The following is a 13,779-nucleotide window of genomic DNA, read 5'->3' on the forward strand; positions in this document are numbered from 1 at the left end:
ATGACGTCTGTCGCGGTCAAACCCGTTTCTCCCCCCGAGGTCGCGCCACCGCAGACCTTCCGTCGTCGCCGGCTCACCCCGGTGGCGAAGATGCAGCGGGTGCTCGGCTATACCTTGATCGGCTTGCTGGGCCTCTTCTGTCTCGTGCCTTTTGCCTGGGTCGTGTTGAGCGCCATCGACGCGCACGCGGGCCCCAACGTTCAGCTGCCCACGCTCTCGTTCGAGAACTTCACGCGATTCTTCACCAACTCGGGCACGCCCCTGTTGCTGATGAACAGCCTCATCATCGGCATTGGCGCCACCGCGCTCAACCTGATTCTCGGGCTTGCCGGCGGGTACGCTCTGGCCCGCTTCGAATTTCGAGGCCGCCGCGCCTTCATGTACGGCATCCTTCTGATCAGGGTGATTCCGGCCCCGGCCACCATCGTGGCGCTCTACTTGATCCTGGTGAACCTGAAACTCACGAACACGCTCTACGGTCTCATTCTCGTCGAGGCCGTGCTGCAGCTTCCGGTTACCCTGTGGCTGCTGAAAGGCACCATCTCTGCCGTTCCCATCGAGCTCGAAGAGGCCGCGTGGGTCGACGGCAACTCGCGCTTCCAGGCCATCTGGCGCATTGTGCTGCCACTCGTCGGCCCCGGCTTGGGTGCCGCCGCCATGCTCACGTTCATGGGGGTGTGGGGTGACTTTCTGACACCGCTGGTCATGCTGCAGAGTCAGGAACTGTACCCGCTCTCGATCGGTCTGTTCCGTGCCTTCAGCGAGCACAACCAGGTCGACTGGGGCCTGCTGGCCGCCAGTGCGATCGTCTATGTGGCTCCGCCCGCGATCCTCTACATCTTCGTGCGCAAGCACTTGCTGCGCTCGAGCCTCGGTGGCGCGGTGAAAGGATGACCGCGACCCCCGCTGATCGGATCGAACAGGCCTGGGTGCCGGGCGACCGACTGCCCGTCATCGTCGTCGGTGCTGGCGCCATGGGCCTGGAGTGGATCCGCATGCTCAGCGCGTCGGCGTATGCCGTGCCCGTCGGTGTAGTCGACCTCAACCTCGACCTCGCTGCCTCGGCGGTTGCCGCCGCCGGTATCGACGGCGCTCTCGTCGCAACCTCGATCGCCGACGTCGCCGAACGTTCTGGAGCGAAGGCCGTGATCAATGTGACGGTGCCGCAGGCGCACAACACGGTGAACGAGCAGGCACTGCGGGCGGGCCTCCCAGTTCTCTGCGAGAAGCCGTTGGCGCCCACCGTGGCCGAAGCGCTTCGTCAGGTAGCGCTTGTCAACGTGACCGGTGGCCTGCTCATGGTCAGCCAGTCACGCCGGTACTTCAACCATCTCGCCGCGTTTCGCCGGGGCGTGGCGGGCCTTGGCCCGCTGGCGGCCGTGCACGCGCAGTTCTACCACGCCGATCATGAACCGGGCTTTCGTGAACAGATGGCGCATCCACTGCTCGTCGACATGTCGATCCACCATTTCGACATGGTGCGCTACCTCACGGGCGATGAGCCGATTGCCGTGCGGTGCAGCTCCTGGAACCCGGCCTGGAGTTGGTTCGCCGGAGACGCCGCCGCTTCGGCTGAGTTCGAGCTCGCATCCGGGGCCAGGTTCATCTACTCGGGAAGCCGGTGCACACCGGGTCTTCAGACATCGTGGAATGCCGATTGGCATGCGTATGGCGAGTTCGGCGCCGCGGCATGGAACGGCGACAGCGTCGTGCAGGTCGATACCACCGAATCGAGTCTTGCTGTCGGCGAGGCGAGCGAAGGCATCGAAGGCTCACTCGAAGAATTTGCTTCGGCTGTGCGCTCTGGTACGACGCCGCAGAACGAGGTGCGTGCGAATGTGCGGAGCCTTGCGATGGTCGAGGCGGCAGTTCAGAGCAGCGATCGCGGGGGAGAGCGCGTCGTGATCGCCGAACTTCTCGAGGAGTCACTCGCCCGAGCCATCGCCGACGAACTACACGACGACGTTGCCAGCCAGCTGCAATCGTGGGCGAGCGCCGTCGACGGAATTGAAACACCGGCTTGGGGCCGAGCCCCAGCTTTGATCGCGTCAGGAGGCGCCGAATGACCACCTCAGAACAGAACACCACCGAGCCGATCAGAGTGGTGGTGTGGGGCGAGAACCGCCACGAACAGGTCAACCCTGTCGTTCGCGGTATCTACCCTGACGGCATGCACAGCACTATTGCAGAGGGAATCACTCGCCTGCTCGGCGCTGCTGCCGTGGTGACGACCCGTGTACTCGACGATTCCGAGCACGGGATGACCGAGCAGACGCTCGCGAATACCGACGTGCTGCTCTGGTGGGGGCACACCGCACACGAAGAAGTAGCCGACGAGGTTGTCGAGCGCATCCATCGGCACGTGCTTCAGGGGATGGGCATCATCGTGCTGCATTCGGGGCACCACTCGAAGATCTTTCGCCGCCTGATGGGCACCACGTGCAGCCTCCGCTGGCGCAACGACGCTGATAGCGAGCTGGTGTGGACAGTTGCGCCGCGGCATCCGATCTCCGACGGTGTTCCGCAGCCGATTGTCATCCCGGGCCAGGAGATGTACGGCGAATTCTTCGATATCCCTGAACCCGATGAGCTCGTGTTCATCAGCAGTTTCTCGGGCGGGGAGGTGTTTCGAAGCGGCGTCACCTACCGGCGCGGGTACGGCAAGGTGTTCTATTTCAGCCCGGGCGATGAGATCTTCCCTGTGTACCACCACCCCGATGTGCAGAGAGTCATCGCGAATGGGGTGCAGTGGGCGAAGCCCGAGCGTGCCCGGGAATCGTATCTCGTGACACCGATGTACCTGTCTGGAGAGTTCGACCGCCCGGTGCTGACCTCGCCTGCAGGGCTGGTCGACTACTACACTCGCGAGCTCGTCGAACCACGGGAGTTGCACGAGTGAGCGACGAGTCGAATCCGAACGGTCGGGTGCGGCTCGACGCCTCTGCGCTCGCGATGCAGCGTGTACGTCGATTCACGCGATTTCGCATCCAACCGGCGCTCTACCGGGAGTCGCGCGCAGTCGAAGTGGCCGCCTGGGCCGTCGGCGGTGAACCGGTGACGTTCGCGTACGCCGTGAAGCAGACCTTCGAGCCGATGAGCCTCGGTGCCCGATGGGGCCGGCCGTGGGACACCGTCTGGTTCGACGTGCGAGGTGAGGTTCCGGCCGACTGGGCGCCGGAAGAAACCGAGCTCGTGGTGGATCTCGGATTCACCGGGGACCAGCCGGGATTTCAGGCCGAGGCCACGGCATACCGACCTGACGGCTCGATCGTGAAGGCGATCGAACCCTTCAACGCGTGGGTGCCGCTACCCCAACCGGGCCCGTTCCGATTACTACTCGAGGCTGCGGCGAACCCGCTCGTGCAGGTTCCGTACGAGTACGAGCCCACGTCGCTCGGCGACCTGGCAACCTCTGGCGACGAACCCTTCTACCGATTGCTGAAGCTCGAAGTGGCCCGGCGCGACCTCGTGGTGTGGGAGCTGCTGCAAGACATCGTGACCCTCGATGGGCTCGTCGATGTGCTGCCCCGAGACGGTGCCAGGCGCGCGGAGATCGTTCATGCGCTCGAACGCATGGTCGACCTGATGGATCCCGACGACGTTTCCGCATCGGCGGCGCTCGGACGCAGCGCTCTCGCCGGAGTACTGGCAACGACGGCCCCCGCCAGCGCTCTCACCGTCTCAGCAGTCGGTCACGCTCACATCGACTGCGCATGGCTCTGGCCGACCCGTGAGACGGTGCGAAAGGTCGCACGCACCTTCGCAAACGTTCTCGATCTCATCGACCGTGACGCCGATTTCGTCTTCGCCGCGTCGTCTGCGCAGCAATACGCCTGGCTTCAGCAGAGCCAGCCTGTGCTGTTCGAGAGGGTTCGGGCTGCCGTCGCTGCCGGTCGCATTCGACCGGTGGGCGGCATGTGGGTCGAGTCAGACACGAACATGCCCGGGGGAGAAGCCCTTGCGCGGCAGTTCGTCATGGGAAAGCAGTACTTTCTTCACGAGTTCGGGGTGGAGACCGACGAGGTATGGCTGCCCGACTCGTTCGGTTACAGCGCCGCTCTGCCCCAGATCGCCCGCGCCGCGGGGGCCCGGTACTTTCTCACCCAGAAGCCGTCGTGGAACGAGACAAACAAGATGCCGTTCTCGACTTTTCACTGGGAGGGTATCGACGGGTCGCGCGTGTTCACGCACTTTCCCCCGGCAGAGACGTACAACTCCGACCTCGGGGCGCTGGATCTCGCCCGTACTGAACGCACCTTCAGCGAGAAGGGGGCAGCCCGCGAAGTGCTCGGCCTCTTCGGGTGGGGTGACGGGGGCGGCGGGCCGACCCGCGAGATGCTCGCGCAGGCCGCTCGCAAGCGTGACCTCGATGGGTCGCCGAAGGTGCGGTTGTCAGATCCGCACTCCTTCTTCACCGCGGCGGAGGCAGAACTGAGCGACCCGCCGGTGTGGATCGGCGAGATGTATCTCGAGTTGCACCGCGGCACTCTGGTCTCTCAACAGAAGACGAAGCGCGGCAACCGCCACAGCGAGGCGCTTCTCAGGCAGGCGGAGCTCTGGTCGAGCACGGCAACGATTCTGCGAGGCGCGCCGTACCCCGCGGCCGAGCTGAAAGAGGCCTGGCAGACGGTGCTGCTGCAGCAGTTTCACGACATTCTCCCCGGCACCTCTATCGCGTGGGTGCATCAGGATGCCGAAGCCGCGTACGCACGCGTGGAGGCGTCACTCACGGCTCTCATTTCTGCGGCGATTGCAGAATTGACCGCCGAGCGTGAGAGCGGCGATGGTGGCACGCCACTCGCCGCCAACGCGGGCCCCTATGCCCAGAACGGTGTCGAAGCGATGGGTATCGGGCCGGTTTCTCTTCGCACACCCGTGATGCCGCGTGCGCTCGGCGGCACGTTCGTGCTGGAGGATCCGACACTGCGCGTTGTGATCGACGCGGCGGGCACACTGGTCTCCGTGCGGGATCTCACCGTGGGCCGCGAGATGCTACCCGAGGCAACAGCCGGAGCCGTGTTGCAGGTTCTGCGTGACACCCCGCGTGAGTGGGATGCCTGGGACATCAATGAAGAAGACCAACGCTCCGGCCGCGAGCTTCGTGACCCCGTTTCTGTTCGAATCGACGGCGACGCTGTTGCGGTGCGCCATGAGTTCGGAGCCTCATCCATCGACCTGCGATTTCGCATCGCCGACGGCCGCCTCGACCTGGCCTTCGACATCGACTGGCGCGAGTCGCAGAAACTGCTGAAACTCGCCTTTCCGATCGATGTGCGCGCCGACCATGCCACGTCTGAGATTCAGTTCGGGCACCTGCATCGGCCCCTCCATCGAAACACGTCGTGGGATGCCGCGCGGTTCGAGACGGTCGCCCACCGCTGGATACATGTCGGCGAGCCGTCGTGGGGTGTGGCGATTGCCAACGACGTCGTCTACGGCCACGACATGCGCACGCTGACCGCGCCGTCAGGCCGACCCATGGTGATGGCCCGGCTGTCGCTCTTGCGGGCTCCGAACTACCCCGATCCGAGTGCTGATCGCGGTGCACACTCCTTTACGGTCAGCCTGCGGCCCGGCGGCATAGCCGAGGCGGTCGAAGACGGCTATCGGCAGAGCCTCGTGCCGTTGCCCACCCACGGCACGCCGGTAGCGCCACTGCTGGTGGTGTCGAACCCGGCTGTTGTCATCGAAGCGGTGAAGCTCGCTGAAGACGACAGCGGAGACCTGGTGGTGCGTCTGTACGAAGCCCACGGCAACCGCTCGTCGGCGACCCTCGAGACGTCGATCGACTGGCACGCAGTCGAACCGACCGACCTGCTCGAGCGAGTAGTCTCGAGCAACGCGATCCGCTCGTCGGCCCCACGACGGCTCGAACTGCAACTGCGCCCCTTCGAACTGTTGACCTTGAGATTCCGCGCGCCGCGCGCGTCACCGTGAAAGGCCCCTCGATGAACGACACGACTCACTACCTGAACGACGTCGGCCCCGGTCGTGGTCAGCGACGGCCCGCACGGTCGTGGTTGCATTCAGACGCGCCCACCCTGGCGCTCGACGGTACGTGGCGGTTTCGCCTTCTGAGCGGCGCCCCTGGAACCCTCGGGGCTCCCGATGTTCTGCCAGACGGAGAACCGGTCGATGCGTTCGCCGCTGCAGAATTCGACGACTCGGCCTGGGATGAGCTGCCTGTGCCGAGCCACTGGGTGCTGCACGCAGAGGGCCGCTACGGTTTTCCCCAGTACACCAATGTGCAGCTGCCCTTTGCCCAAGACCCACCGTTCTCACCCGACGAGAACCCGACCGGAGATCACCGCCGGTCGTTCGTGCTGCCGCCGGAATGGATGCAGCGGGGCGTGTTCGAAGCCGTGGTGTTGCGCTTCGAGGGCGTCGAGTCGCGGTACCGGGTGTGGGTCAACGGAGTCGAGATCGGGGTGGGTACAGGCTCGCGCCTGGCCCAGGAGTTCGATGTGACCGATGCCGTGCAGGCCGGGCACAACACCATCGCGGTGCGCGTGCACCAATGGTCGGCTTCGACCTATATTGAAGATCAAGACCAGTGGTGGCTGCCCGGTATCTACCGCTCGGTGACCCTCCAGGCGCGCCCGGTCGGCGGCATCGAAGACGTGTGGCTCCGCGCTGGCTTCGACCACACCACCGGCAGGGGATTGCTGACGACGGAGTTGCGCGCCGGCGACGCCGCATTCCCCGTGCGCCTGCGCATTCCCGAACTCGACATCGATGTCGAGTGGGCGGCAGCTTCTGAAGTGAAGCCGACAGAGGTCGCCGCGGTCCTGCCCTGGACGGCGGAGAGCCCGCGGCTCTACGCCGCCACGGTCACCGGCGGTCACGGGGCCGAGACGATTGAACTCATGCTGGGATTTCGCACCATCGAGATCGTGGGCGACCAGTTTCTCGTCAACGGGCGCCGCGTGGTGCTGCACGGCATGAACCGGCACGAAACGAACCCCGATCTCGGCCGCGGTTTCGATGAAGAGTTCGTGCGTCGCGACCTCGAGCTGATGAAGCGCCACAATGTCAACGCCATTCGCACGGCGCACTATCCGCCGCATCCCCGGGTGCTCGACCTCGCCGACGAACTGGGCTTCTGGGTCATGCTCGAGTGCGACATCGAGACGCATGCCTTTCATCATGGCGGCAGCGTGTTCGGGCCCGGTACCGACGAGTGGATGGGCAATCCGAGCGAAGACCCGGCCTGGCTCCCCACGTACCTCGATCGCATCGAGCGAACCGTCGAGCGCGACAAGAACCACCCCTGCATCGTGATGTTCTCGCTCGGCAACGAGTCTGGAACCGGCGCCAACCTGGCTGCCATGTCGGAGTGGGTTCACGCCCGCGACCCCGAGCGCCCCGTTCACTACGAAGGAGACAAGACGGGTGCCTACACTGACGTGTATTCGCGCATGTATGCCTCGATTGCCGAAGTGACGAGCATCGGCAGTGACTCGACCGAGCTTTTGCTCGATGCCTCGGGCGCGCAGTCGGCGAAGCTTCGCACGAAGCCGTTTCTGCTCTGCGAGTACGTTCACGCCATGGGCAACGGGCCGGGCGGCATCGACCTCTACGAAAACCTGGTCGACCAGTACCCGCGGCTGCACGGCGGCTTCGTGTGGGAGTGGCGCGACCACGGCATACGCACGCGAACGCCCGACGGCACCGAGTTCTTCGGCTACGGCGGCGACTTCGGTGAGACCGGTGTGCACGACGGTCACTTCTGTATGGATGGCATGGTGCTCTCCGATGGAACGCCCACCCCCGGCCTCGTCGAGTTCAAGGCGGTCACCGCCCCCCTCCGCTTCTCTCTCACCGTTGTCGAACAGTCGGTGCGGGTGACCGTCTCGAACAGACGCCACTCATCCGATGCCTCAGACCTCACCTTCGCGTGGCGCATCGAGCACAACGGAGTCAGGGTTGCCGTTGGCCTGCTCGACGTGGTCTCCGAGATCGGTGTGGCCCTGCCGGCCGGGTCGGCTGTGACCGTCGACGTAGCTGTTGACCCCACTCTGCTGAGGATTCAGACCGGAGAACTGTGGTTCACGGTTGAGGCACAACTCGCCATCGACACCGCCTGGGCGCCGGCGGGGCACGTACTCGCCGTACAGCAGACGCTTCTGCAGACGGGCGCGGCGCCCCAGCGCTCGCGGTTCGCGCCAGACCCGAAGGCTCTGGCGGCATCCGGACCCCAACGCGACGCCTTCGCGCGGCAAACCCTCGGTCCGGCAGAATTCACGTCGGGCAGGCTCAGCGCCCTGGCCGGCCAGAGCATCTCCGGGCCTCGACTCGAGCTCTGGCGCGCCCCCACCGACAACGACGGCGGCTCGCACATGGGCAGCTACGACGTCAGTGACCCGATGCAAGGGCGGGGGCTCGGAATACCGGGCCCGTCGTACGCAGACCAATGGCGAGGCGCCGGGCTTGACCGGTTGAGAAGCCGCGTGGTCGATGTTCAGGCCACCGCGACCACCTTCGAACGCACAACCCGCTGGGCCGCAGCAGACACGCGTGTCGCGGTCACCCTCGACGAGCAGTGGCAGATCGATGGCGAGGCAGTGCTCCTCAGCCTTCGGATGATTCCCTCCTCCCGCTGGAACATCGTCTTTCCGCGGCTCGGAGTGCGGTTCGACCTGCCGGCCGATGTGGTCGGTGCGGAGTGGTTCGGTACGGGGCCGGGGGAGTCGTACCCCGACTCGCGCCGCGGAGTTCAGGTTGGCCGTTTTCGTGCCGGAATCGACGAGCTGACGTTCCCGTACGCCTGGCCTCAGGAGAGCGGGCATCGGAGCGACGTGCGGCAACTCGACATCGACTCCGCGCAGGGGTCGTGGTTGCGTATCGAGGCAGAACACGATGTTCGGGGCCGGCTGCCGGGGTTCACCCTCGCCCGGCACACCGCCCACGAGGTCGCCCGCGCAACCCACCAGCACGAACTGCTCACGCCCACTGCGACGTACCTGTACCTCGATGTCGCACAGAACGGTCTCGGCTCGCGGGCGTGCGGCCCAGACGTCTGGCCAGACGCACTGCTCCGCCCCGAGACCCGTTCGATGAAGCTGAGATTCGAGGCCCGATGAATACGACGGACACGACCCCGCCCAGCGCGCTGGTGCACCTGACGACCGCTGGGGTGAGCCTGCTGCTCGACGCGACCGACGCGCGATTGCCAGCGGTTGTCTACTGGGGGTCTGCTCTCGGATCGCTCACATCTGAAGACGCTCGCGCGCTTTCTGACGCATTGGTAGAGCCCGCTAGTGGCAACGTGGTCGACCAGCCCGTTCGTCTGGCACTGTTGCCAGAGCTGCACGCAGGCTGGGAGGGCAAGCCCGGGGTGGCGGGGCATCGCGATGGTACGGACTGGTCGCCCAAGTTCGCTGTCACGTCGATCGAGTTCACCACCGAACCTCATCGAGAGGGCATCCTCAGTGAGGCCGGCGCGGCCGCGGTAACGTTTCGGGCCGGTGACGGCCATGCGGGGCTGAGCCTGACGATCGAGGTCGAACTGCTGGTGAGCGGGCTGCTGCGCGCCCGCGCCGAACTGACGAACACTGCTGCGGGCACGTACACCGTGACCGACCTGAACGTGGCGCTGCCGGTACCCTCTCGAGCCAGCGAGATTCTCGATTTTGCCGGCCGTTGGAGTAGAGAGCGCACGCCACAGCGTCGTCAACTTGTCGTCGGCATCCATGAGCGAGAAGGCCGAAAGGGCCGCACTGGCCCGGATGCGGCGACGATCCTCAGTGTCGGTACGCCCGGATTCGGCTTTCAGCACGGCGAGGTATGGGGCGTTCACGTTGCTTTCAGCGGCAATCACCGCCACTACGCCGAGCGCTTGTCGACCGGGTTTCAGGTGGTGGGCGGCGGCGAACTGCTGCTGCCGGGTGAGATTCGACTGCAACCCGACGAGAGCTACCGCGGGCCATGGCTCTACGGCGCATACGGTAGCGGGCTCGACGACCAGGCACACCGGTTTCATCGGTACCTTCGCAGCCGCGCCGAGCATCCGGCAAGCGAGCGACGGGTCACCCTGAATGTGTGGGAGGCGGTGTACTTCGACCACGACTGCGCCCGACTCATCGACTTGGCCGACCGTGCGGCAGCGATGGGCGTCGAGCGCTATGTGCTCGACGACGGCTGGTTCTCGGGGCGACGTGACGACACCCGTGGTCTCGGCGACTGGAGCGTCGACACAGACGTCTGGCCGACCGGGCTCGCCCCCATTGTCGACCAGGTGAGGGGCCTCGGCATGGAATTCGGGCTCTGGTTCGAGCCCGAGATGATCAACGAAGACAGCGACCTGGCGCGGGCGCACCCGGAGTGGATCATGCAGACCGGCGGGCGGCTGCCCGTCGAGTCGCGGCATCAACAGGTGCTGAATCTCGGCATCCCTGCGGCATACGACCATATCGTGGAACGCATGTCGAGCATCCTCTCGGAGTACGACATCACGTACATCAAGTGGGATCACAATAGAGACCTGATCGACGCCGGCACCTACCCCTCCGGCGCTCCCGGAGTTCACGAGCAGACCCTCGCCGCCTACCGCCTGATGGATGATCTCAAGCGACGGCACCCCGGTCTCGAAATCGAATCGTGCGCCTCAGGCGGATCGCGCGTCGACCTCGGTGTCATCGAGCGAACCGACCGGGTGTGGGTGAGCGACTGCCTCGACTCGGTCGACCGGCAGCAGATGAACCGTTGGACGATGCAGCTCCTTCCCGCCGAGATGCTCGGTTCGCACATCGGATCAGGGGTCAACCACACCACCGGCCGCCGGCACGAGCTGTCATTTCGCGCCGCAACAGCTCTGTTCGGTCATTTCGGTATCGAATGGGATCTCACACAAGCCACCCAACAAGAGTCCCTCGACCTCGCTGCGTGGATCGAGCTCTACAAGAAGCATCGTTCCCTTCTTCACACGGGAGACCTCATGCGGGCCGACCAGACCGACCCCACCCTGCAGGTGTACGGTGCGGTCAGCCCCGACAAGAGGGAGGCGCTGATCTTCCTGGCCTACCTGGGCAGATCAGATGTGGCACCGCGGCGCGTCTTCACCGTGCCCGGGCTCGCCCCCGACAAGCGGTACCGAGTTGCTCCTGTGCTCGTCGGCACGCCTGACGACGGGCACACCGACCCCCTCTGGTACGGCGACGGGTCGGGCGTGGTGCTGACAGGTCGCGTTCTCGCTGCGGCCGGCCTGCAAGCCCCTGGCTCGTTTCCCGAGCGAATTGTGATGTTGCGCGTCACTGAAGAGTGCTGAGGAGACCTCGGCTGGTGAAGAGGGAGGGTCACACCGGGCATAGGCGAGTCGCGCGCACGAAAAAGCCCCACTCCCGGTAGAAGCCCGGAAGTGGGGCAGTGGCTCCGACCGGCGTCGATCCGGTGACCTTTCGATTTTCAGTCGAACGCTCTACCAACTGAGCTACAGAGCCGAAGGGGCGAGCCCCTCCAGAGGCCGAAAAACCCTTCCCGAAGGAAGGGTGAGACGACCTTTGCGACCCTGACCGGACTTGAACCGGCGACCTCCGCCGTGACAGGGCGGCGCGCTAACCAACTGCGCTACAGGGCCAAACTTATGAAATTGTGAACCGCATTTACTATACCTGAATTGCGCTTCGTGATTTTCGCAACTCGGCCGTACATTGCCGCCCGACCCGATTTGCGCAAGCAAATCACATCGTTAGCTAACATCGCGTTAGCCAACACATCGTTAGCTAACGGTGACCCCAACGGGATTCGAACCCGTGCTACTGCCGTGAAAGGGCAGCGTCCTAGGCCGCTAAACGATGGGGCCGTTTTGACAACTCAACGAGTATGCCACACCTCGAGGCCCGGCGTCGAATCCGTCGAATCTGTGCGGCGTCTGTGCAGTCGGCGCCGGGCGGCGTGGGCTCGGGAGCGGGGCGAAAGGGCCGTTAGATTGGCCGGAACAGACCGGGCGATCTGGATGCCTGTGGCCAGCTGCTGACAGGAAATCTGCTGATGAACCAAGCAAATGCCGCCGCTATCGCGACTGACACCGCTCCCGCGACCGACCCCGATGCTGCCGGAGCCCCCGAGAACGCGCCGCGCCGGCCCCGGCTCGCGCACCGTTCGCGCCAGCTGCTGCGAGCAGCCGTACTCAGCCTGGCGCTGGTGATGGGCGAGGGGCTCGCTCCAGAGGCGGCGCACGCGGTCGAGTACCCGAGCTGGGAAGACGTGCTCGAAGCTCGGTCGAATGAGGCTACGAAAGAGGGTGAGATCGCGAGCATCCGGAGCCTGATTGCGGGCCTCGAGACCGAATCGACGGCAGCCCGCGCGCTGGCCGACCAGCGGGGTGCGGAGTACGAGACCGCCCAGATTGCGTTCGACGCCGGGGTGGTTCAGAGCGAACTGCTGGGTGCGAAGTCGGCCGAGGCAGCGCTGGGCGAGCTGCGTATCGCGGCGGAACGGTCGCTGGCGGCGGCGGCGCGGGCCGAGCGGGAGGCGCGGGCGGCGGCCGAGGCTGCGCGGGCTGCTGCTGCCAGTGGCGGCGGTAACGGTAACGGAAACGGCGGCGGTAACGGTAACGGTAGCGGCGGCGCCGCCGGCGGCTCGGGCTCGGGCATCAGCGGCCCCGGCACCCAGGTCTGGAACTCCCCGCTCCCGAACGCGCGGGTGTCAGATGAGTTCGGCAACAGGTTTCATCCGATCGACGCCGTGTGGCGACTGCATGCGGGCATCGACCTGGTGAGCCCGGGCGGAACCTGCGGAGCCAACGTCTACGCGGCATCGGCCGGCACCGTGACGTTCGCCGGTTCGAACGGCGGCCTCGGCAATGCCGTGACGATCAACCACGGCGGCGGCCGCACCACCGTCTACGGCCACAACACCTCGCTGGTCGTGCGCTCGGGCTGGGCTGTGGCCGAGGGTCAGCTCATCGCGAAGGCGGGAACCACGGGCGCGTCGACCGGATGCCACGTGCATTTCGAGACCCGCCTCAATGGCACGGCCCAGAACCCGCGCGCCGTTCTGGCGCAGTTCGGCGCCGGCTTCTAGGCGGTCGGCTCGGCGCGGGGCGGCAGCGGGACAACGGAATGGGCGGCCCTCGTTCAAACCTCCGCACATGGGGCGACGGTTTGAACGAGGGCCGCCCATTGGTCAATCAACCGAGAGGGGCCAGGCCGCGAGCACGCCAGGCCGCGCCAACCGCTCGGGCACGCAGAAGGCCGGCCCCGAGCATCCGGAGCCGGCCCAGTGAAACAGACGTGAAGCTAGTGCGCGCCCTCGGCGGCCAGCTTGGTGATGCCGTTCTCGATGATCTGCTCGGCGTCGGCGGCCGAACCCCAGCCTTCGGTCTTCACCCATTTGCCGGGTTCGAGGTCTTTGTAGTGCTCGAAGAAGTGCTCGATCTCGTTGCGGAGCTGCTGCGGAATGTCGTCGACGTCGACGATGTGCGCCCAGCGCGGGTCTTTCGCGGGAACGGCGATGACTTTCGAGTCGATTCCGGCCTCGTCGCTCATGTTGAACACGCCGACGGGGCGCACCTTGACGCCCACGCCCGGGTAGACGGGGTACTCGAGCAGCACGAGCACGTCGACAGGGTCGCCGTCGAGGCCGAGGGTGTTCTCGAAGAATCCGTAGTCGGTGGGGTAGACGAACGTGGTGAAGAGCACGCGGTCGAGGTACACGCGGCCGGTTTCGTGGTCGACTTCGTACTTGTTGCGGCTGCCTTTGGGAATCTCGATGACGGCGTCGTAGCTGACCATGACGAAACTGCTCCTTCTTATAGTGTGCTCAAACTGCAATAACGTT

At 65.5% G+C, this 13,779-nt stretch carries 8 protein-coding genes and 3 tRNA genes; 7 read left to right on the forward strand and 4 right to left on the reverse strand.

All coding sequences use genetic code 11. The annotated features are described in order from the left end of the window. From D4765_RS02290 to D4765_RS02315, 6 genes are read left to right on the forward strand one after another with little or no spacing between them, the layout of a single operon-like run. The gene (locus D4765_RS02290; protein WP_136640609.1) at positions 1-894 is read left to right on the forward strand and encodes a carbohydrate ABC transporter permease; all 894 of its coding nucleotides are present in this window, start codon (positions 1-3) and stop codon (positions 892-894) included. Beyond that, on the forward strand, positions 891-2,066 hold the full coding sequence (locus D4765_RS02295; RefSeq protein WP_136640610.1) for a Gfo/Idh/MocA family protein: 1,176 nt from the start codon (positions 891-893) through the stop codon (positions 2,064-2,066). Before D4765_RS02290 ends, D4765_RS02295 begins: the two co-directional genes overlap by 4 nt. Continuing rightward, entirely contained in the window at positions 2,063-2,899 is an 837-nt protein-coding gene (locus D4765_RS02300; RefSeq protein ID WP_136640611.1) for a ThuA domain-containing protein, read from the forward strand. The genes D4765_RS02295 and D4765_RS02300 overlap by 4 nt, the downstream gene beginning before the upstream one ends. Then, positions 2,896-5,937 carry an alpha-mannosidase gene (locus D4765_RS02305; RefSeq protein ID WP_323511931.1) on the forward strand — a complete coding sequence of 1,014 codons (3,042 nt, stop codon included), beginning with the start codon at positions 2,896-2,898 and terminating at the stop codon, positions 5,935-5,937. Before D4765_RS02300 ends, D4765_RS02305 begins: the two co-directional genes overlap by 4 nt. Positions 5,938-5,948: 11 nt before the next feature. Further along, complete coding sequence (locus tag D4765_RS02310; RefSeq protein ID WP_136640612.1) at positions 5,949-9,083, forward strand: glycoside hydrolase family 2 TIM barrel-domain containing protein; 3,135 nt, start codon at positions 5,949-5,951, stop codon at positions 9,081-9,083. Beyond that, entirely contained in the window at positions 9,080-11,266 is a 2,187-nt protein-coding gene (locus D4765_RS02315; protein ID WP_136640613.1) for an alpha-galactosidase, read from the forward strand. The genes D4765_RS02310 and D4765_RS02315 overlap by 4 nt, the downstream gene beginning before the upstream one ends. Before the next feature lie 99 nt (positions 11,267-11,365). Here the strand turns inward: D4765_RS02315 and D4765_RS02320 are convergent. From D4765_RS02320 to D4765_RS02330, 3 genes are all read right to left on the reverse strand, one after another. After that, positions 11,366-11,438, reverse strand: a tRNA-Phe gene (locus D4765_RS02320). Between the two features lie 63 nt (positions 11,439-11,501). After that, a tRNA-Asp gene (locus D4765_RS02325) sits at positions 11,502-11,575 on the reverse strand. Between the two features lie 152 nt (positions 11,576-11,727). Next, positions 11,728-11,800, reverse strand: a tRNA-Glu gene (locus tag D4765_RS02330). Positions 11,801-11,988: 188 nt separating this feature from the next. On the opposite strand from D4765_RS02330, the gene D4765_RS02335 reads away from it, so the two are divergent. Continuing rightward, the gene (locus tag D4765_RS02335; RefSeq protein WP_136640614.1) at positions 11,989-13,023 is read left to right on the forward strand and encodes a M23 family metallopeptidase; all 1,035 of its coding nucleotides are present in this window, start codon (positions 11,989-11,991) and stop codon (positions 13,021-13,023) included. Positions 13,024-13,238: 215 nt separating this feature from the next. On the opposite strand, the gene D4765_RS02340 is transcribed toward D4765_RS02335, so the two are convergent. Next, positions 13,239-13,733, reverse strand: a complete 495-nt coding sequence (locus D4765_RS02340) for an inorganic diphosphatase (RefSeq protein ID WP_136640615.1) — start codon at positions 13,731-13,733, stop codon at positions 13,239-13,241. Positions 13,734-13,779 lie beyond the last annotated feature (46 nt).

The organism is Subtercola vilae, assembly GCF_004923255.1.
GTDB lineage: Bacteria > Actinomycetota > Actinomycetes > Actinomycetales > Microbacteriaceae > Subtercola > Subtercola vilae.